At 73.6% G+C, this 20,217-nt stretch carries 13 protein-coding genes and 1 riboswitch; of the genes, 4 read left to right on the top strand and 9 right to left on the bottom strand.

Annotated features, from left to right (window positions below):
* The first annotated feature begins 345 nt into the window (after positions 1-345).
* Positions 346-1,107 carry a cobalt-precorrin-6A reductase gene (locus ACZ4UB_RS27825; RefSeq protein ID WP_468074324.1) on the top strand — a complete coding sequence of 254 codons (762 nt, stop codon included), beginning with the start codon at positions 346-348 and terminating at the stop codon, positions 1,105-1,107.
* Here the strand turns inward: ACZ4UB_RS27825 and ACZ4UB_RS27820 are convergent.
* The 3 genes from ACZ4UB_RS27820 to cobG are packed head-to-tail and all read right to left on the bottom strand — an operon-like array spanning position 1,095 to position 4,697.
* Entirely contained in the window at positions 1,095-2,618 is a 1,524-nt protein-coding gene (locus ACZ4UB_RS27820) for a precorrin-2 C(20)-methyltransferase (RefSeq protein WP_468074222.1), read from the bottom strand. The two genes, ACZ4UB_RS27825 and ACZ4UB_RS27820, sit on opposite strands and share 13 nt — an antisense overlap.
* Positions 2,615-3,262, bottom strand: coding sequence for a precorrin-8X methylmutase (locus tag ACZ4UB_RS27815; RefSeq protein ID WP_354379283.1), 648 nt, complete (start codon positions 3,260-3,262; stop codon positions 2,615-2,617). The genes ACZ4UB_RS27820 and ACZ4UB_RS27815 overlap by 4 nt, the downstream gene beginning before the upstream one ends.
* Positions 3,263-3,269: 7 nt before the next feature.
* Positions 3,270-4,697, bottom strand: a complete 1,428-nt coding sequence (cobG, locus tag ACZ4UB_RS27810; protein WP_468074219.1) for a precorrin-3B synthase — start codon at positions 4,695-4,697, stop codon at positions 3,270-3,272.
* A 256-nt stretch (positions 4,698-4,953) separates the two neighbouring features.
* A riboswitch (cobalamin riboswitch) is annotated at positions 4,954-5,085 on the top strand.
* Positions 5,086-5,125: 40 nt separating this feature from the next.
* On the opposite strand from cobG, the gene cobN reads away from it, so the two are divergent.
* Together cobN and ACZ4UB_RS27800 are read left to right on the top strand one after the other, a co-directional pair.
* Positions 5,126-8,752, top strand: coding sequence for a cobaltochelatase subunit CobN (gene cobN / locus ACZ4UB_RS27805; RefSeq protein WP_468074217.1), 3,627 nt, complete (start codon positions 5,126-5,128; stop codon positions 8,750-8,752).
* A gap of 29 nt (positions 8,753-8,781) precedes the next feature.
* Positions 8,782-9,255 carry a hemerythrin domain-containing protein gene (locus tag ACZ4UB_RS27800; protein WP_468074215.1) on the top strand — a complete coding sequence of 158 codons (474 nt, stop codon included), beginning with the start codon at positions 8,782-8,784 and terminating at the stop codon, positions 9,253-9,255.
* 58 nt (positions 9,256-9,313) lie between these two features.
* On the opposite strand, the gene ACZ4UB_RS27795 is transcribed toward ACZ4UB_RS27800, so the two are convergent.
* Together ACZ4UB_RS27795 and ACZ4UB_RS27790 are read right to left on the bottom strand one after the other, a co-directional pair.
* Complete coding sequence (locus ACZ4UB_RS27795; RefSeq protein WP_468074213.1) at positions 9,314-11,335, bottom strand: trypsin-like serine peptidase; 2,022 nt, start codon at positions 11,333-11,335, stop codon at positions 9,314-9,316.
* Positions 11,336-11,454: 119 nt separating this feature from the next.
* On the bottom strand, positions 11,455-12,435 hold the full coding sequence (locus ACZ4UB_RS27790) for a hypothetical protein (RefSeq protein WP_468074211.1): 981 nt from the start codon (positions 12,433-12,435) through the stop codon (positions 11,455-11,457).
* 266 nt (positions 12,436-12,701) lie between these two features.
* Between ACZ4UB_RS27790 and ACZ4UB_RS27785 the strand changes: the two genes are divergently transcribed.
* On the top strand, positions 12,702-14,957 hold the full coding sequence (locus ACZ4UB_RS27785) for a terpene synthase family protein (protein WP_468074209.1): 2,256 nt from the start codon (positions 12,702-12,704) through the stop codon (positions 14,955-14,957).
* 19 nt (positions 14,958-14,976) lie between these two features.
* On the opposite strand, the gene ACZ4UB_RS27780 is transcribed toward ACZ4UB_RS27785, so the two are convergent.
* The 4 genes from ACZ4UB_RS27780 to ACZ4UB_RS27765 form a co-directional block, all read right to left on the bottom strand.
* Positions 14,977-16,245, bottom strand: coding sequence for a GNAT family N-acetyltransferase (locus ACZ4UB_RS27780; protein ID WP_468074207.1), 1,269 nt, complete (start codon positions 16,243-16,245; stop codon positions 14,977-14,979).
* A gap of 32 nt (positions 16,246-16,277) precedes the next feature.
* On the bottom strand, positions 16,278-17,519 hold the full coding sequence (locus tag ACZ4UB_RS27775; RefSeq protein WP_468074205.1) for a glycoside hydrolase family 6 protein: 1,242 nt from the start codon (positions 17,517-17,519) through the stop codon (positions 16,278-16,280).
* A 118-nt stretch (positions 17,520-17,637) separates the two neighbouring features.
* On the bottom strand, positions 17,638-18,924 hold the full coding sequence (locus ACZ4UB_RS27770; RefSeq protein WP_468074203.1) for a YncE family protein: 1,287 nt from the start codon (positions 18,922-18,924) through the stop codon (positions 17,638-17,640).
* Positions 18,925-19,045: 121 nt separating this feature from the next.
* Complete coding sequence (locus ACZ4UB_RS27765) at positions 19,046-20,197, bottom strand: XdhC family protein (protein ID WP_468074202.1); 1,152 nt, start codon at positions 20,195-20,197, stop codon at positions 19,046-19,048.
* Positions 20,198-20,217: the final 20 nt, after the last annotated feature.

The raw sequence follows: 20,217 nt of genomic DNA, 5'->3' as shown, positions 1-20,217 counted from the left end.
ACGCTCAAGGACACAGCCCAGCCCACTCCACCCCGCCCGGCACTCGACGACGCAGCCCAGCCCACTCCAGCCCGTCCGGCGTTTGAGGACCCGCCGGAGGCCACACCAGCCGCGCCACATCCCACACCGGCCCAGCCAAACCCAGCCCGCCCGACGCTCGAGGACACAGCCCAGCCCACTCCAGCCCGCCCGGCACTCGACGACGCAGCCCGGCCCACTCCAGCCCGTCCGGCGTTTGAGGACCCGCCGGAGGCCACACCAGCCGTGCCACATCCCACACCGGCCCGGCCAAACCCAGCCCGTCCGGCGTTTGAGGACCGGCCGGAGGCGCCGGCCCCCCGCCACATCCTGATCCTCGGCGGCACCACCGAGGCCCGCCACCTCGCCGAAACCCTCGCCGCACACTCCCCCGACCACCGGGTCACCAACTCCCTGGCCGGCCGAGTCACCCGCCCCACCCACCCCCCGGGAACCACCCGCATCGGCGGCTTCGGCGGCCCCGACGGCCTGGCCGCCTGGCTGCGCGCGCACGACGTCGACGCCGTGGTCGACGCCACGCACCCCTTCGCGGAGCGGATGAGCTTCAACGCGGCCACCGCCTGCGCCGCGACCGGCACCCCCCTACTGGCCCTGCGCCGCCCCGCCTGGGAACCGTCCGACGGCGACGACTGGCACCACGTCCCCACCCTGGCCGCGGCCGCGGCCACCCTGCCCGCGCTGGGCAGCCGCGCGTTCTTGACCACCGGACGGACGGGGCTCGCCGCCTTCGCCCACCTCGACGCGACCTGGTTCCTCGTCCGCTCGGTCGACGCCCCCACGGCCCCCGTCCCCCGGCACACCGAAGTCCTGCTGGACCGGGGCCCGTTCACCCTCGACGGCGAGCGCGCCCTGATCCGCGAGCACCGGATCGACGTCCTGGTGACCAAGGCCAGCGGCGGTTCGGCGACCGCCCCGAAACTGGCCGCCGCCCGCGAGGCCGGCATCCCGGTGCTCGTGGTCGACCGGCCACCGGTCCCGCGAGGAGTACCGGTGGCCACGACCGCCCTCGCCGCCGCGTCCTGGCTGCGCGGACGCGACGGCGAGGGCGAAGGCGCCTACTCGGGGTAGCGCCGCGGCGTCCAGACGATCTGCCGCCCGTCACCGCGCCGGACCACCCGCGTCTGGGACGAGCCGATCAGCAACAGCGTCCGCATGTCCACCTGCTCGGGATCCAGGTCCGCGAGCCGCACGATCCGGACGGACTGCTCGGCCCCGCCCACGTCCCGCGCCAGCACCACCGGGGTGTCCGGACCGCGGTGCTCCAGCAGCAGCTCCCGGGCCTTGCCCACCTGCCACGTACGGCTGCGCGAGCCGGGGTTGTACAGGGCGATGACCAGGTCGGCCCCGGCCGCCGCGTGCAGCCGCTCCGCGATCACCTCCCACGGCTTGAGCCGGTCGGAGAGCGAGATCGTGGCGTAGTCGTGCCCCAGCGGCGCGCCCGCGGCGGCGGCCGCCGCATTGGCCGCGGTGACCCCGGGCAGCACCCGGACCGGGACGTCCCGGTGCTCCTCCTGCGAGGCCACCTCCAGGACGGCCGTGGCCATGGCGAAGACGCCCGGGTCACCGCCGGAGACCACCGCGACGCGCTTCCCGCGCCGGGCCAGGTCCAGGGCGAACTCGGCCCGTTCGGACTCGACCTTGTTGTCGGAGCCGTGCCGGACCTGACCCGGTCGTACGGGCACCCGGTCCAGGTAGGTCGTGTAGCCGACCAGCACGTCCGCGTCGGCCAGCGCCCGCCGCGTCTCGGGGGTCAGCCACAGCGGACCGGCCGGACCGGTGCCCACCACCACGACCTCGCCGACCGCGTCGGGCGCGACCGCGGGCCGGGAACCGGGGTTGCCGATCCGACTCGGCAGCACGGCGACCGCGAAGTACGGGACCGTCTCGGGGTCGGTGTCGGCGAGCATGCCGGTGCGCTCACCGGCCATCGTCGCGCGTTCGACGTAGCGCGCCTCGGGCAGCCGCCCGGACTTCTCCATCGCCCGCCGCACGGCGGGGAAGGTGCGGCCGAGCTTCATCACCACGGCCGAGTCGGTGGCCGCCAGACGGGCCGTCAGCTCCTCCTCCGGCAGCGTGCCCGGCAGGATCGTCAGCACCTCCTCGCCCTCGACGAGGGGGGTCTGCAGGCGGGCCGCGGCGGCACTGACGGAGGTGACCCCGGGGATCACCTCGGTCGCGTACCGGTCGGCGAGCCGCTTGTGCATGTGCATGTACGAGCCGTAGAAGAGCGGGTCGCCCTCGGCGAGCACGGCCACGGTCCGGCCCGCGTCGAGGTGCACGGCGAGGCGGGCGGCGGACTCCTCGTAGAACTCCTCCATCGCCCCCTGGTAGCCGCCGGGGTGATCGGTGCTCTCGGTGGTGAGCGGGTAGACCAGCGGCTCCTCGACGTGGTCCGCGCGCAGGTGCGCGGCCGCGATGGAGCGGGCGATGGAGCGCCCGTGGCGCGCGCTGTGGTAGGCGACGACGTCCGCCTCCGCGATCACCTGGACCGCGCGCAGGGTCATCAGCGAGGGGTCGCCGGGGCCGAGGCCCACGCCGTAGAGCCGTCCGGCCCCGGTCTGCGTGCCGGTGGTGCTCATTCTTCCTCGCTCGCGATCGCGTTGACGGCCGCGGCGGCGATGGCGCTACCGCCGCGCCGACCCCGGACGATCAGGTGGTCCAGCCCCGAGGGGTGGGCGGCGAGCGCGTCCTTGGACTCGGCGGCGCCGATGAAGCCGACGGGCACGCCGATGACGGCGGCCGGGCGGGGAGCACCCTCCTCGATCATCTCCAGCAGCCGGAAGAGGGCGGTGGGCGCATTGCCGACCGCGATCACCGAGCCCTCCAACAGGCCCCGGTCGCGCCACAGTTCGAGGGCGGCGGCGCTGCGCGTGGTCCCCATCTTCGCGGCGAGGTCCGGTACGGCCGGATCCGACAGGGTGCAGATCACCTCGTTGTCGGCGGGCAGCCGCTTGCGGGTGACCCCGCTGGCGACCATGCGCACGTCGCACAGGATGGGCGCCCCGGCGTCGAGCGCGGCGCGGGCGCGCAGCACCACGTCGGGCGTGTATCCGAGATCCTTCGTGAGGTCGGTCATCCCGCACGCGTGGATCATGCGTACGGCGACCTGCGACACCGAGGCCGGCAGCCCGGCGAGATCCGCCTCGGCGCGGATCGTGGCAAAGGACTGGCGGTAGATCGCGGCGCCGTCCTTCTCGTACTCGAACACTGTGTACTCGCTCATTTCTTCACTACGTCTGCTGCTGAGTCTTCTGGGTCTGCTGAACCATGGCATCCGCCGTCGCGAGCGCGGCGGTCAGGTCGGTGGCGGTGGCCGGTACGTCGTCCCGCACCGGGCGCGTGGTCTCCCCGCCCCGCCCCGCCAGCGCGAGGCCGTACCCGCGGGGCCCCGCGACCAGGTCCACCCAGGCGGCCGCGCGCGGATGTCCGCAGCGCCGCTCGCAGCCGGACCAGTGCACGGGCAGTGCCGCGCCGCCGGCGGGGGCGACCGGGGCTCCCGTCGCCGCCACGACCGCGCGGGCGTCGGCCCGTACGTCGGCCAGCGCCTTCGCACAGCCGGGCCGGCCGGTGCAGGCGGTCACGTTCTCCCAGGGGCCGCCGGGCGCGGTGACCAGTCCGGCTCCGGCGAGCCGGGCCAGGGCGGCGGGCGCGGTGGCCGCGTCGACCCCCGGGACGACGATCCCGCGCCAGGGGGTGAGCCGCAAGGACCCGGCCGCGGCGGCGGCCGAGGCGGCCAGCAGGCGCCACTGCGCGGTGGTCAGCCGCCCCAGCGGGGCGAGGACCGAGAGCGCGACGCGGTCCGGGTCCGGGCCCGCCACCACGCCGGGGCCGGGGCCGCGGCCGGTGCGGCGCCTGAAGCCGTGGGCCCGCTCCGCCGAAATGCCCTTCTCCTGCAATCGGTTGAGCAACTCGCCGGACTCCGGCCGGTGTTCGGCGGGAAGTTCGCTCACCCGCCAGGCCTTGGTGCCGGCCGCGCGCACCGCGTCGAGGAAGTGTTCGGCGACGGCCAGCGCCGCCCGGGCCGCGTCCCGGTGCGCGACCGCCACCGCGTCGGTGTCATCGTGCGTCCACAGCACGGCCGTTCCCGAGCCCAGCCCGAGGACGTTCACGTCGGGAGCGAGCGAGGTCACGTCGCCGCGACCGTCGTCGAGGGCGAAGAGGAAGCGCCCGGAGAGCCCGGCCGCCGCGTCGCTCGCGCAGAGCAGCCGGTCCAGCTCGCCGACCCACGGGGTGACGTCGGGGCGGAGCGGTCCGTCGAGCCCGGACAGCGGCGAGGCGACGATGTTGCGGACCCGTTCGTGGGTGGCGGCCGCGGCGGGCAGCAGTCCGGCGGCGGTCAGCACGGCGGCCAGCTCGCCGCCGCAGCCGGCGCCGAGGCCGCGGAGTTGCGCGTTGCCGCGCGAGGTGAGGTCGAGGTGGCCGTCGCCCAGCCGGTCCGCCGCGTCCGCCAGGACGACGGCCGCGTCGGCCGTGAGCAGACCGCCGGGGATCCGGATCCGGGCGAGGTGCCCGTCGTCCGCCGCGTGCAGGCGCAGCGCACCGGGGCAGGCGTCACCACGGTCCCGTATGACGGGTTCGTCCCGGGGCGCGGCGGAGGAGGGCGGGGGCATGGCGGCGAGCATACCCACGATCCGCACCACCCGACCTGTGTCCGTCACCACCGCACCCCACGCCACCGACAGACCACACCCCATCCAGCCCGCCCGGCGCTTGAGGGCCCGCCGGAGGCCGCGCCGCCCGCAGGTCACAACCCACCCCAACCACATCCAGCCCGCCCGGCGCTTGAGGGCCCGCCGGAGGCACGCCGCCCGCAGGGTGCGACGAGCCCCGGCCACCCCACCCCCCACACAAGCCGCACGGCCCCCCACCTGCCGTTCGCTCGCCGCGGCACCTAAGATGACCCCTCGACGGACCATTCGGCCCGTCATCGCCGAGGACGGCGACATGGGAGGAAGCCCGGTGCGAATCCGGCGCGGTCCCGCCACTGTGAACCCGGCAGTCGCCCACGGCGCCTCCGGGTGAGTCAGGAACTCCCGTCGTCCTCACTGCCCGGGGCGCGGAAACCCCGAGGAAGGCCCGCCGCCGCATGATCCTGCTGCTGTCGACGTCCGACACCGATCTGCTCAGTGCCCGCGCCTCGGACACCGGCCCGGTCCCGTACCGGTTCGCGAATCCTTCCCGGCTCCCCCTCGACGACCTGCCCGCGCTGCTCGACGGCGCGGACCTGGTCGTCGTACGCCTCCTGGGCGGCCTGCGCGCCTGGCAGGAGGGGCTCGACCTGCTCCTCGCCGCCGACCAGACCCGGCCGGTCGTCGTGCTCACCGGCGAACAGGCCCCGGACGCCCAGCTGATGGAGGCGTCCACCGTCCCCATCGGCATCGCGGCGGAGGCGCACGCCTACCTCGCGCACGGCGGCCCCGCCAACCTGGAGCAGTTGGCCCGCTTCCTGTCGGACACCGTGCTGCTCACCGGCCACGGCTTCGAACCGCCCGCCGCCGCCCCCACCTGGGGCCGGCTGGAGCGCGCGGCGGAGCCCGCCGCCGGTCCCCGGATCGCGGTGCTCTACTACCGCGCCCACCACATGAGCGGCAACACCGCCTTCGTGCACGCCCTCTCGGACGCCGTGGTCGACGCGGGCGGCGTGCCCGTGCCGCTGTACGTCTCCTCGCTGCGCTCCCCGGAGCCGGAGCTGCTGGCCGAGCTGGCGACGGCGGACGCCATCGTGACCACGGTCCTCGCCGCGGGCGGCACCCGCCCCGCCGAGGCCTCGGCCGGCGGCGACGACGAGTCGTGGGACGCGGGCGCGCTCGCCGCCCTCGACGTACCGATCCTGCAGGCGCTGTGCCTGACCGGTTCGCGCAGCGCGTGGGAGGAGAGCGACGAGGGCCTGTCCCCGCTCGACTCGGCCAGCCAGGTCGCGGTGCCGGAGTTCGACGGCCGCCTGATCACGGTCCCCTTCTCCTTCAAGGAGATCGACGAGGACGGCCTGCCGGCGTACGTCGCCGATCCCGAGCGCGCCGCCCGCGTCGCCGGGATCGCCGTGCGCCACGCCCGGCTGCGGCACACCCCGAACGCCGAGAAGCGGATCGCGCTGGTCCTGTCCGCGTACCCCACCAAGCACTCCCGCATCGGCAACGCGGTCGGTCTCGACACCCCCGCCAGCGCCGTCGCGCTGCTGCGCCGGCTGATCGCGGAGGGCTACGACTTCGGGCCCGTCGAGGAGATCCCCGGCCTGGTCTCCGGCGACGGCGACGAGCTGATCCGCGCGCTGATCGAGGCGGGCGGCCACGACCAGGACTGGCTCACCGAGGAGCAGCTGGCCCGCAACCCCGTCCGGATCCCGGCCGCCGACTACCGGCGCTGGTACGCCGGGCTCCCCGGCGAGCTGCGCGAAGGCGTCGAGGAGCACTGGGGGCAGGCCCCCGGCAGCATGTTCCTGGACCGCTCACGCACCACCACCGGCGGCGACCCCGACGGTGACATCGTGCTGGCCGCCCTGCGCCGCGGGAACCTGCTCATCCTCATCCAGCCGCCGCGCGGTTTCGGCGAGAACCCGATCGCGATCTACCACGACCCCGATCTGCCGCCCTCGCACCACTACCTCGCCGCCTACCGCTGGATCCAGGCCGCGGCCGAGGACGGCGGCTTCGGCGCCGACGCCATGATCCACCTGGGCAAGCACGGCAACCTGGAGTGGCTGCCCGGCAAGAACGCCGGCCTGTCGGCCTCCTGCGCCCCGGACGCCGCGCTCGGCGACCTGCCGCTCGTCTACCCGTTCCTGGTCAACGACCCGGGCGAGGGCACCCAGGCCAAGCGCCGCGTGCACGCGACCCTGGTCGACCACCTGGTGCCGCCGATGGCCCGCGCGGAGTCGTACGGCGACATCGCGCGCCTGGAGCAGCACCTGGACGAGTACGCGCAGATCTCCTCCATGGACCCGGCCAAGCTGCCGGCCATCAGGGCCCAGATCTGGACCCTGATCCAGGCCGCGAAGCTCGACCACGACCTCGGTCTGGAGGCCCGGCCCGACGACGACGGCTTCGACGACTTCCTGCTGCACGTCGACGGCTGGCTGTGCGAGGTCAAGGACGCCCAGATCCGCGACGGCCTGCACGTGCTGGGCGGCGCCCCGGCGGGCACGGACCGGGTCAACCTGGTCCTGTCCATCCTGCGCGCCCGCCAGATCTGGGGCGGTACGACGGCGCTCCCGGGCCTGCGCGAGGCGCTCGGCCTGGACGAGGCCGCGCCGACCCGCACCTCGGCGGACGAGGTGGAGGCCACGGCCCGCGGCCTGGTCGAGGCCATGGAGGCCGCCGACTGGGACCCGTCCGCCGTCGCCGCGGTCTCCGCGGGCCACCCGGCCGGTGTCGCGGACATCCTCGCCTTCGCGGCGACCGAGGTGGTCCCGCGCCTGGCGGCCACCACGGACGAGCTGACGCACGCGGTGCACGCCCTGGCGGGCGGCTTCGTCCCGGCGGGCCCCTCCGGTTCGCCGCTGCGCGGGCTGGTGAACGTGCTCCCCACCGGCCGCAACTTCTACTCGGTGGACCCCAAGGCCGTGCCCTCCCGCCTCGCGTGGGAGACCGGCCAGGCCCTCGCGGACTCGCTGCTGACCCGCTACCGCACGGACAACGGCGAATGGCCCGCCTCCGTCGGCCTGTCCCTGTGGGGCACGAGCGCCATGCGCACGGCGGGCGACGACGTGGCCGAGGCGCTCGCGCTGCTCGGTGTCCGCCCGGTGTGGGACGAGGCCTCGCGGCGCGTGACGGGCGTCGAGGCCATCCCGCTCGTGGAGCTGGGCCGTCCGCGCATCGATGTCACGCTGCGCATCTCTGGCTTCTTCCGCGACGCGTTCCCGCACGTCATCGGCCTGTTGGACGACGCGGTGCGGCTGGCGGCGGGGCTGGACGAGCCCGCCGAGGACAACTTCATCCGGGCGCACGCCCAGGCGGACCTGGCCGAGCACGGCGACGAACGGCGCGCGACCACCCGTATCTTCGGCTCGCGCCCGGGCACCTACGGCGCGGGCATCCTCCAGCTGATCGACTCGCGCGACTGGCGCACCGACGCCGACCTGGCGGAGGTCTACACGGTGTGGGGCGGCTACGCATACGGCCGCGGCCTGGGCGGCCGCTCCGCGCGCACCGAGATGGAGACGGCGTACAAGCGCATCACGGTGGCCGCGAAGAACACGGACACGCGCGAGCACGACATCGCCGACTCGGACGACTACTTCCAGTACCACGGCGGCATGGTGGCCACCGTCCGCGCGCTGCGCGGCACGGCCCCCGAGGCGTACATCGGCGACTCGACCCGCCCGGAGACGATCCGCACCCGCACCCTGGTGGAGGAGACCTCCCGGGTCTTCCGCGCCCGCGTGGTGAACCCGAAGTGGATCGAGGCGATGCGCCGCCACGGCTACAAGGGCGCCTTCGAACTGGCGGCGACCGTGGACTACCTCTTCGGGTACGACGCCACGACCGGCGTGATCGCCGACTGGATGTACGACAAGCTGACGCAGACGTACGTGCTGGACCCGGAGAACCGCGCCTTCCTGGAGGAGGCCAACCCCTGGGCGCTGCACGGGATCGCCGAGCGCCTGCTGGAAGCGGAATCCCGCGGCATGTGGGAGAAGCCGGATGCCGAGACGCTGGAGGCCCTGCGCCAGGTGTACCTGGACACGGAGGGCAACTTGGAAGCGGAAGCGGAGTAGCGGCTCGCGGCCGGCGCATCCTGGGAGGCATGTGCCATTACTGCGGCTGCCGCGAGATCCCGTTGATCAAGGAGTTCATCGCCGAGCACGAGGCGGTGACGAATGCGGCGGGCGACGCGCTGCGCGCCCTGGACGCGGGGGACCTCCCCCGCGTCCGCGCCCTCGTCTCCTCGATGACCGACGTCCTCCTCGCCCACTGGCAGGGTGAGGAGGACGGGTTGTTCGCGGTGATGTCGCAGGACCCCGAGTACGCGGACCACATCGCCGCCCTGACCCGCGAACACCGCGAGCTGTCGGCCTTCCTGGCCGATCTGGACCTGACCTCGCCCGAGCAGGTGGCCCTGCTGCGCACCGCGGTGGCCGAGCTCCACCGACACATCGCGAAGGAGGAGGACGGCCTCTTCCCCGCATCCCTCACCGCCCTGACGGGCGACGAGTGGGACCTGTCCATCGCGGCCTGGCGAACGGCCCACCCGGGCGCCGAGATGCGTCCGGCGGGCTGACGGGGCGCGCGCCCGTGCCCCTGTCGTGCCCGCGGGCGCGACAGGGGCACGAGCCGTGCTACTTCGGGGTGACCAGGGTCCGTTCGGCGCCGAAGGCGGCGCCGGTGTGGGCGTACATGGTGGTCTCGCCGTCCGACCAGCGGATGAGCAGGTCGTCGGCCCAGCCGTTGGAGTCGTAGCTGCCCGCCGTCATCACGACGTCGTGGGTCCAGATGCTCTGCGGCGGAGCCATCTGGATCTCGTTTCCGATGCCGCCGGGTCCGGTCTCCTGGAACTGCGAGACCCGACCGTCCGACCAGCGCACCAGGGTGTCCCAGTTGGCGCCGCCGGTGAAGTCGCCCGCGGTCACCAAGGTGGCCTGCTTCCAGTTGTCGTTCGCGGCCAGCAGCTGGTGCTCGACGCCGAAGCCCCGGTCACCGACGGCGGTGTAGTCGGTGAGTTCGCCGTCGCTCCAGCGCACCAGCAGGTCGCTCACGTTGTTCGCGGTGCCGAAGTTGCCCGCCGCGATCTGGTCGGCGTGGCTCCACACGGAGCCGGCGTCGGCCAGCTTGATGCCGCCGCCCACGCCGTTCGCGCCGATGTCGGGCAGGATCCGCACCTCGCCGTTGCTCCAGACGGCCAGCAGGTCGTAGCCGCTGCCGCCGGAGAAGTCGCCGCCGGTCAGGGATTTGACGCCCTGCCAGGTCGGTCCGGGAGCGGCGAGCCGGCGTTCGCCGGCGAAGCCGCCGGTGCCGTCACCGGTGTAGAGCGTCACCTCGCCGTCGGTCCACACCACGACGAGGTCGCCCTTGCCGTCCCCGGTGTACTCGCCGGAGGCCAGCAGCCGGGCGTGCGACCAGGTCTCGCCGTTGCCCATGGAGTAGGGCAGCGCGGGCTGTTGGTAGCCACCGGCGCGGTTGATGTGCTGGCCCTTCTTGGCCTCGTCGTAGAGGCGGAAGAACCAGTCGCCGTGCACGGGGCTGTAGGAGTTCTCGTTGTAGGCCGGGTCGTCCTTGCCGACCTTCGGACCGCCGCCGTTGAAGCCGCCGACGTTGCCGATGATCTCACCGACGCCCGAGGTCCAGTCGATCTTCGAGAACCAGGGTCCGCCCGAGACCCCGTCCCACATCCCGGCGCACCTGGCCTGGATCTGGTAGAAGCCCGGCAGCCACTCGGTGCGGACCGGGCAACGCACCGCGTGGTCCTCGGGGTTGTGGCTGGAGGGGTATCCGACGATGGTGACGTCGTTGATGTATCCGGGAGTGCGGACGAGCGTGTTGCCGCCCACCACGTCCTGGGCGTTCTTGCCGGCCGAGGACGGCTGGAGCCGGGCGAAGGCGAAGTCCAGGTCGGAGTCCGCGGCCAGGCTGTTCTTGACGTAGCGGTTGTCCCGGAAGAAATCCGCGACCCGGTAGAAGCCGTAGGTCTGCTTGTCCAGGGCGTACTCGCTGCGGTACCAGGGGACGAAGACCACCGCGCCGCCGAAGGCGCAGTGCCCCGCGGTGAGGATCAGGTTGCGGCCCGGACTGTCCACGACACTGGCCGAGCAGCCGTGCGCGCGCATCTCGCCGGTGTCCGGATCGGCGTCGTAACTGAACAGGATGCCGACGGACTTGGGCCCGAGGATGTGTTCCGCGGTCGGCATCGAGGCGGCCGCCGACAAGGCGCCCGGCTTGGGCAGCTTGGGCGCCTTGGGCGCCGGGGAGGGCGCGGTGCGGGCGGCCGGGGGTACGGCGGGCCGGGCCGGGTCGACGGCCGAGGCCATGCGCTCGCGCGTCCAGAACCTGACGGCGTCCGCGTCCGTCCAGGTCACGGAGGCCGACGTCGGGGATCCGCTCGGCGAGGGGCTGGACGACGCTCTGGGCGAGACGCTGGTCGAGGGGCTCGGCGCGGGGGAAGCGGAGGTCCGGGGCGCGGGCGCCTGCGGGCGCGCGGGCGTGCGCGTCGGGGAGGCGGAGGCCGCCGCCGAGGGCGTCGGGGCCGCGGTGGCCGCGGGCTCGGCCCGGGCGACGAAGCCGCCGCTCGCCAGGATCAGCGCGGCGGCGACCACCGAGACGCCGATGCGGCGTATTCGATCGGATGGGGTGGGGGAGGTGCGCAAGGTTCACTTTCCGGATTCACGAAGCGGGACACGGTACGAGGAAAAATGGTCAGGGGCATGACAGCTCCGATCGCGGCGGAGGCCGGGCGGTGGGAGCGGGTCGGCGGGGGCGGGCGGCGTTACGCCCGGTGCGCTTCCCGGCGGCGGCGCCGCACGATCACCGTGCGGACCACCACGGCGAGGGCGAGCAGTACGGCGGCGCCACCACCGATCAACCAGGGCTTCGGGTCCGTCACCGGCTCACCGGCGATGGTCACCTGCCGGGTGGTGGTCTCCTTGCCGTGGTGGCTGACCACGGTCATGTCGTAGGTGCCCGGTCGCACGCCGTGGCGGACGCGGGCGTGCCCCGAGAAGACGGTGCCGCCGTCGTCGCACTTGCAGCCCGGATCGTCCGGACCGTCGCGCACGATCTTCAACGGCCGCTCGAACACCGGCGACTTGACCAGCAGGGAGTTCTCGCCGTCCGCGGGCCGGTAGTCGGTCAGGACCACCACGGCCTCGGCCCCCGGACGGACGGCGACCGACGCGTCGCCGCCCAGGAACTCCTCCCGCGGGCCGAGGACGAAGCGGGTGATGGACGCCGAGCCCGGCGCGACGACCGTCAGCGGGGCGGTCACGACCGTACGGCCCCCACTGGTCAGGGTGACGGTGTAGGTCCCGGGGGCGATGTCCGCGCGGACGAGGTAGGTGTGCGCCGGGTCGGCGGGCCGTCCGTTTCCCGGCTGGCCGCCGGGCAGCCCCGGCGGCTCGGGGACGAGGGGGACCGGCTCGGCCAGCGCGGGCGAGGAGGCGACCGCCTCCGTCCAGCCCTCGGGCATGCCGGCGACGCCGATCCAGATCGGGCCGCCCGTCTCGACGAGTTGGGAGGGCCCGGAGAAGCCCAACTGGGGCCCGGCGGGCGCCGTGGCGGCCGGTGAGGACGGGGGCGCGGACGACGGCGCGGACGAGGACGACGGCGAGGGCGCCGGAGCGGACGATGCGGCCCGGGCGGACCCCACGAGGCCCACCGGGCTCACCGGGCCCGCAGGACCGAGCGCGCCGAGCAGGACGAGCCCGGTCAGGCACACCGCCCTGGCGGTCCCGCGGAACGGCTGTCGCATCCGGTCTTCCTTCCCCCTGGACCCGCGGCGCCCGGAGCCGACCGGCCCCCGAACCGCCATCGTCGGATCATGGGTGCACTCTGCCAAGTCCGCGCGCCGATCTCCATCACATTCCCGCCCCGGCGCGCTGCCGAACGGCCCCGCGTCACCTGATGAAGTGAACTCCCCATTGTCCTACCCGCGCCCCGGGTAGAACCGTGCTGATCTCGTGCGGGGGGCGCGCGTGGGCCTGCCCCCCGCGCCCCCGACGAAAGGCCGACCCTCCCGTGACGCAGCCGTTCCAACTGCCCGACTTCTACGTGCCGTACCCGGCGCGCCTGAACCCCCACCTCGAATCGGCCCGCGCCCACACCAAGCGGTGGGCGCGCGACCTGGAGATGCTGGAGGGGTCCGGGGTCTGGGAGGAACACGACCTCGACTCGCACGATTACGCGCTGCTCTGCTCCTACACCCACCCCGACTGCGACAGCGAGGCCCTCTCCCTCGTCACCGACTGGTACGTCTGGGTCTTCTTCTTCGACGACCACTTCCTCGAAATGTTCAAGCGCTCCCAGGACCGCGACGGCGCCAAGGAGTACCTGGACCGGCTCGCCGCCTTCATGCCCATGGACCTGGCCGACGGTTTCCCGCAGGCGACGAACCCGGTGGAGGCCGGCCTCGCCGACCTCTGGGCGCGGACGGTCCCCCACATGTCGACGGACTGGCGGGAACGGTTCTCCTTGAGCACGAAGAACCTGCTCAACGAGTCGATGTGGGAGCTCGCCAACATCAACATCGGGCGGATCGCGAACCCGCTGGAGTACATCGAGATGCGCCGCAAGGTCGGCGGCGCCCCCTGGTCCGCGGGCCTGATCGAGTACGTGTCCGCCGAGGTGCCCGCCCGGATCGCGCACTCGCGCCCGCTCAAGGTGCTGCGCGACGCCTTCTCGGACGCCGTGCACATCCGGAACGACATCTTCAGCTATCAGCGCGAGGTCGCCGACGAGGGCGAACTCTCCAACGCCGTGCTCGTCCTGGAGACCTTCCTGGAGTGCGGCACCCAGGAGGCGGCCGAGGCCTCCAACGACCTGCTCACCTCCCGGCTCCAGCAGTTCGAGCACACCGCGCTCACCGAACTCCCCCAGCTCTTCGCCGACCACGCCATGGATCCCGCCGAGATCGCGGCGGTCCTCGCCTACACGAAGGGCCTGCAGGACTGGCAGTCCGGCGGCCACGAGTGGCACATGGTCTCCAGCCGCTACATGAACAAGGAGGCGCGCTCCACCGCCGCCCTCACCCTGCCCTTCCTCCCCTCCGGGCTCGGCACCACCGCGATCGACGTGCGGTCGGTGCTGGCGCCGCGCGCCATGGAGCTGCGCCGCCGCAGCTTCACCCATGTCCCCTTCGAGCGCACCGGGCCGTCCGTGGTCCCGGACTTCCACATGCCCTTCGCCCTGGAGCTGAGCCCCCATCACGGCCACGCCCTGGAGGAGTCGGTGGCGTGGTGCGGCCGGATGGGCCTGCTCGACCCGCAGCCGGGCGACCCCGCCTCGGCGATCTGGTCGGAACAGAAGCTCAGGGGCTACGACTTCGCCCTCTGCTCGGCCGGAATCGACCCGGACGCGACGCCCGAAGCCCTCGCCCTCAACGCGTGCTGGCTGAGCTGGGGGACGTACGCGGACGACTACTACCCCGTCGCCTTCGCGCAGCCGAAGAACCTGACCGCAGCCAAGATGACCACGGCCCGGCTGATCGGGATGATCCCGGTGGATCCCGCCGACGCGCTGGTGCCGGTGACGGCCATGGAGCGCGGGCTCGCCGACCTGTGGCAGCGCACCGCGGCCGATATGGACCGGGTCGTGCGCGGCGAATTCCGGGCCACGCTCGTCGACATGCTGGAGAGCTGGCTGTGGGAGGTGGAGAACCAGATCCTGAACCGGATCCCGGACCCCGTCGACTACGCCGAGATGCGCCGCGCCACCTTCGGCAGCAACCTGACGATGTACCTGTGCCGGCTGGGGCAGGCCGGACGCGGCATCCCCGACGAGATCTACCGCTCCGGGACCATCCGCTCCCTGGAGAACGCCGCCGCCGACGCCGCGTGCCTGATGAACGACATCTTCTCGTACCAGAAGGAGATCGAGGTCGAGGGCGAGGTGCACAACCACGTGCTCGTCACCCGGAACTTCTTCGACATCGACTACGCCAAGGCGCTGCACATCTGCCACGCGCTCCAGACCCAACGCACCGAGGAGTTCGAGCACATCGCGCGGACCCAGCTGCCGGTCCTCTACGACGACTGGAAGCTCGACCGCCAGGCCCGGGCCGGGCTCGACGGCTACGTCCGCGAGCTGGAGGACTGGCTCGCGGGCATCTTGAACTGGCACGACAAGACCCGGCGTTACCGCGAGGAGGACCTGAACCGCCCGGTGGCGGAGGAGGGGGTGCCGGCATTCACCACCGGACTCCCCGTGTGGGGACCGGACTTCGGGATGTCGGCGATCAGGGCGATCGACGCGCTCAGGACCGCCCCGTCCTCCTGAGCCCCGAGCCCCGAGGGCGCTAGAACTCGTCGGCGGTGTGCGGCAGCAACCGGGTGCGCAGGGCGTCGTCCAGGGCCGCCGCCGCGCCCGGCGTCCGCTCCTCGGCGAGCCCCGCGCAGACCAGTTCCACGACCCGGGTCCCGCCGAGGTAGCAGGCCGCCAGGTCGCGGACGTCGAGCGACAGGTCCGCGGTCGCACCGGTGGCCTCGTACGTCGTCCCGTCCGGCCCGGCCGCCAGTCGGAACCGGCCCGCGTTGGCGGGCAGGCGTACGTCGGCCACCTCCAGCACCAGGTCGACCGGCGCCGCCCAGCTACGGGCGGTCAGCGCCGCCCGTACGTCGACGAGCCGCAGCCACAGCGCCGGGAACTCGCCGGTCACCCGCACCTGGTCGCGGTCGGCGGCGAAGTGCAGCAGCGGGTCGTCGGCCGGGCGGCCCCAGGCGACCACCTTGCCGGTCAGGTCCAGGGCGGCCAGGCAGCTCCACAGGGCGGCGGCCACGGCCGGGGTGTCCGCTTCCAGTTCGTAGACCTGGACCAGCCCGGGGACCTTGAGGGGGCCGCTGTCGTCCTCCGGCTTCGTGCGGTAGAGGACGTAGCCGGCGAGGGGGTGCCCCGCCTCCCCCACCGCGATGATCCGCGGCGGGCTCAGCTCCGCGTCCTCCTCGTCCTCCTCCCGCAGCCACTCCTCGCGCCAGCGGTAGGCGTCGCGGGTCGGGCGGCCGGCCCGCGCGACCCGGGAAGCCTCGTGGTAGGGGCCGAGGACGGCCGGGGCGTCGGCCGGGTCGATCAGGCGCAGCGGGCGCCCGTCGGGGGTGAGGCGCAGGGCGAGCGGGCGGGTGGAGTCGATCTCGATGGTGGCGCCGCGGGTCGCCGAGCCGAAGCCGAAGCGGCCGTAGATGAGGGATTCGGAGGCCCACAGGGCGGCGACGGGCCGCCCCGCGGCGGCCGTGCGGCGCAGCATCTCCTCCATCAGCGCGGTCAGGACGCCGCGGCGCCGGTGGGTGGGGGCGACGGAGACGAAGGTGAGTCCGGGGCAGGGCAGGTCCGCCCCGGGCACCGAGAGCCGGAAGTCGTGCGCGGCCATGAAGCCGACCAGCACGTCCCCGTCGTAGGCGGCGAGCCGCTCGCAGCCGAGCAGCATCGTGTGATGGTGCTCGCGCACCTCCTTCTCGGGGCGGTCGTGGAAGACCATGTACGCGAGTTCCAGGGCGCGGTCGAGATCCGCCTCGGGCACCTCACGAATCTCCACCGACTTGTCTCCGCTCCGCTCCGCACGCATGTCCACCATGATCGGGAGACTAATCGCTCATTGCGGACTGGTCACCTCAAAATGGCTGGATTCGCCTGCCTGACGAGTTCGAGCGCCTGGTCCGGGAACCAGTCCCCCGCCTTGGGATCCACGACCCCGCGCTCGGGGTCGAGCGGACCCGCGGTGCCGCGCAGGCAGTTCCCGTCGGACGCGCCGGGTGTCTTGATCCAGAGCCGGGCGTCCTCCAGTGGGTCACCGGTGTCCGTGGTCGGGCGGGCGCCGAGGCCCCGGCCGGGCGGGTTGCACCACTCCTGCGGCTCCCGGTACTTGCCCGCGGGGGCGGTCCAGGCGCCCCGGCCGTTGCGGCTGGTGTCGCTGACGTAGTGCTTCATGCGGGCCCGGGCGGTGGCGTCGAGGTGCGCGGCGAGCCAGGCCCGGGCCTCGGCGCGCGGGCGCCACTGGTCGGGGCAGTCGGCGACGCGACCGCCGGCCTCGGCGTGGACCAGGCAGGCCGAGACGAGGGTGGCGAACCAGCTGCCGGCCTCGTCGGAGTGGTAGTTGGAGACGTTGACGGCGAAGCCGGTGGCGCCGGCGATGCCCGCCTGACGGAGCCTGGGCACGATGGTGTTGACGGTGTGCCAGGCGGCGTGTCCCGTGTCGAGGTACACGTCGGTGGCGGGCCCGGCCGCCAGGGCCCGGACCGCGTACCCGATCTCCGCGTAGCGGGCGGCGGTCCGGGTCCGGCCCGGCTCGTCGGCCGGTCCCGCGCCCGCGCCGCCGGCGGCCGGTGCGCACTCGCGGGGCAACAGGGCGAGGGAATCGGGCTCCAGGACCACGCTCACCGGACGGTCCTCGATCCCGCGGACGACCGCGTCGATCCAGGCCCGGTAGGCCGCGCTGTCGGCGGCGCCGCCCGCGGAGTACTGGGAGCAGTCCCGGCCCGGCACGTTGTAGAGCGCCAGCACGGGCAGCGCGCCCTGCCGGGCGGCTTCCGTGGTCACGGCCCGCGCCTCGGCCTCCGCGCGGGCGGGACTCTGGTCGCCGAGCCAGACGGCGTGCGGGGTGGCGGCCATCGCGGTGATCCCGGCCGCCTCCCGCGGGTGCCCGGCGGCGATCAGCTCCCGGGCCTGGCGGGCGGCCCCGGGGTCGGCGGCGGGTGCGAAGAGCGGCCGGCCCGAGCCGGAGGCGGCCCGGGCCGGCCCGAGCGGGGGCGATGGGGACGGGCCGTACGAAGTGGCCGCGGCCGCCGGTGCGGTGAGCGCGGCGAGGACGGCGACGAGCAGGCCCGTACGGGCGAGGTGTCGGTGGCGCATGCCCCACGACGCTCGCGCAGCCGCGCCGCCCGGGTCAAGCGCCGTTACCCGGGCGGCGGAACGGAGCAACCCGTGTGGGTTCGCGCCGTTCGGGCCGGTCAGTACCGGACCGCGCCGGTCAGTGCGCGGCCGGGCCCGTCCAGAGCGCCGGGACGTGACCGAGCCGGACGCGCTGCGGATGGTCCCCGACCGGGACGGAGACCCGCTTGGCCCCGGTGGCGAAGTCGATGGCCGTGATCCGGTCGGCGCCGCTCTCGGAGATCACGCAGCCCGTCCCGTCCCCGTCGACCGTGGCCCAGTACGGCTTGTCGGCAGGGATCAAGGGGCCTTCGGCGAGGGTCGCCCGGTCCACGACCGTCGCGTAGTCGTCCATGGTCCCGGCGATGCAGAGCTTGGCGCCGTCGGGGCTCATCGACATGCCGTGGTGGCGGGAGTCGTTGACCCAGGTCGTGCGGTCGCCGTTGGTGGCCGGGTTCACGGGGAGGGTCTTGATCCGGGTGATCCGGTCGGTGGCCACGTCGTACTCCAGGAAGCCGTTGAAGAAGGACACCTGGAAGTAGAGCTTCGACTCGTCGGGGCTGAAGGACACGGGGCGGACCGCGTCGGAGAGGTCCGAGCGGCCGAAGGCGTCGAGCCGCGCGCGCATGTCGATCACGCGGACGGTGCGGAAGGTCTGCGCGTCGACGACCGTGATCTTCCGGTCGCCCTTCGTCCAGTCCAGCCAGGGCGCGTCCAGCGCGGAGGTCACGTCCCCGATGGAGCTGTTCCAGAGGTACCGGCCGTCGTGGGTGAAGGTGTTCTCGTGCGGTTTGTCGCCGGTGCCGAAGGAGCCGAGCTGGCGTCCCGTGGCGATGTCCAGGACGTGCACGGTGTTGGCGGTGGAGGCGGAGACCGCGACCCGGGACCCGTCCGGCGACACCGCCATGTGGTCGGCCCGGTAGCCCTCGACCGGGAAACGCCAGTTGATCCGGCCCGTCCGCACGTCGACGGAGACGACGTCGGCGAAGCTGGGGCGGGAGACGACGACGGCGCTGCCGTCCGGGGTGGTGTACATGTCGTCCACGAACTGGTCGTGGCCCTCGCCCGCGGTGTTGCGGATCCCCAGGAAGAAGCCGAGCTTGACCGGGTTGAGGTAGATCTCCCGGAGCCGCTCCTCCTTGTCCGGGATCACGTTGATCCGGCCGATCCTGCCGAGCGCCCCGGTGGAGGCGAGCACGTCGGCGGTCCCCTCCCAGTTGTTCCCGACGAAGAGGACCTCCCGCAGGGCGGGGTCGGCCGTGGCGGGGAGCGTGGCGGTGGTGGTGACCGTGGCGGTGGCGGCCGCGGGCGCCGGGCCCGCCGCGAGCAGGGCCGCGGCCAGGGCGCAGACGGCCGACAGGACGCGTACCGAGGAGGTCCGGGACATTCGCTCAACTCCGTTGCGGGAAGGCGCTGTTACCGGCGGGTAAAATAGGGGGAACGGCAAGAGGACGCAACCCCCGTGGGGTCACGTCCTCCGCTCAGTTCGTGGATCCGTCCTCACCGCTTCAAGCGACGACGCCTATCCGGCCGACGACGGTGGCCGAGTTGTCGTGGTGGATCGGGGTGTGCGCGCCAGTGAGGGCGCGTCCGCTGCCGCCGCGCCGACTGGCGACGACCTCGGCGGCGATGGACAGGGCCGTCTCTTCCGGGGAACGGGCGCCCAGGTCGAGGCCGATGGGCGAGCGCAGCCGCGCCAGCTCCAGCTCGGTGACGCCGACCTCGCGCAGCCGGGCGTTGCGGTCCTCGTGCGTGCGGCGCGATCCCATCGCGCCGACGTAGGCCACTGGGAGCTTCAGGGCCAGTTCGAGCAGCGGCACGTCGAACTTGGCGTCGTGCGTCAGCACGCACAGGACGGTACGGGCGTCCACCGAGGTGGCCGCCAAGTACCGGTGCGGCCAGTCGACCACGATCTCGTCCGCCTCGGGGAAACGATTCTTCGTCGCGAACACCGGCCGCGCGTCGCAGACCGTGACGTGGTAGCCGAGGAACTTGCCCACCCGCACCAGCGCGGAGGCGAAGTCGATGGCACCGAACACGATCATCCGCGGCGGCGGCACGCTCGACTCGACCAGGACGGTGATGGGGCGGCCGCAGAGCCGCCCGTCGGCGCCCATTTCCAGGGTCGCGGTCCGACCCGCGTCCAGCATCGCGCGGGCCTCTTCGGCCACCGTGCGGTCCAGCTCGGGGTGTCCGCCGAGGCCCCCTTCGTACGGGCCCTCGGAGCGGACCAGGATCGCCCGGCCCATCAGCTCGGCGGGACCGTCGGTGATCCGGGCGATCGCGGCCGCCTCGCCCCGGGCGGCGGCGGCCAGCGCGGCCTCGAAGACGGCGCGGGCCGGGGAGTTCACGGGGACCGGGGTGACCAGGATGTCGATGATTCCGCCGCAGGTCAGGCCAACGGCGAAGGCATCGTCGTCGCTGTAGCCGAAGCGCTCCTGGACGGTTTCGCCGTCTTCGAGGGCCTGCTGGCACAGCTCGTACACCGCGCCCTCCACGCACCCGCCGGAGACCGAACCGATCGCGGTGCCCTCGCTGTCGACGGCGAGGGCCGCTCCGGGCTGCCGGGGCGCGCTGCCGCCGACCGCCACGACCGTGGCGACGGCGAAATCGCGTCCCTGCTCGACCCACCGACTCAGTTCTTCGGCGATGTCCAGCATTGCGGCCTCCTCGGAGGTTC

It is taken from the genome of Streptomyces sp. NPDC028419 (assembly GCF_055565515.1).
Note: the sequence above shows the minus strand (reverse complement) of the source record. Positions and strands in the feature narration are given on the sequence as shown.

Coding starts and splice junctions, on each gene's coding strand:
- ACZ4UB_RS27820 (WP_468074222.1), bottom strand. CDS start 2,618: ATGAGCACCACCGGCACGCAGACCGGGGCCGGACGGCTCTACGGCGTG.
- ACZ4UB_RS27800 (WP_468074215.1), top strand. CDS start 8,782: ATGTGCCATTACTGCGGCTGCCGCGAGATCCCGTTGATCAAGGAGTTC.
- ACZ4UB_RS27815 (WP_354379283.1), bottom strand. CDS start 3,262: ATGAGCGAGTACACAGTGTTCGAGTACGAGAAGGACGGCGCCGCGATC.
- ACZ4UB_RS27765 (WP_468074202.1), bottom strand. CDS start 20,197: ATGCTGGACATCGCCGAAGAACTGAGTCGGTGGGTCGAGCAGGGACGC.
- cobN (WP_468074217.1), top strand. CDS start 5,126: ATGATCCTGCTGCTGTCGACGTCCGACACCGATCTGCTCAGTGCCCGC.
- ACZ4UB_RS27780 (WP_468074207.1), bottom strand. CDS start 16,245: ATGGTGGACATGCGTGCGGAGCGGAGCGGAGACAAGTCGGTGGAGATT.
- ACZ4UB_RS27790 (WP_468074211.1), bottom strand. CDS start 12,435: ATGCGACAGCCGTTCCGCGGGACCGCCAGGGCGGTGTGCCTGACCGGG.
- ACZ4UB_RS27775 (WP_468074205.1), bottom strand. CDS start 17,519: ATGCGCCACCGACACCTCGCCCGTACGGGCCTGCTCGTCGCCGTCCTC.
- ACZ4UB_RS27770 (WP_468074203.1), bottom strand. CDS start 18,924: ATGTCCCGGACCTCCTCGGTACGCGTCCTGTCGGCCGTCTGCGCCCTG.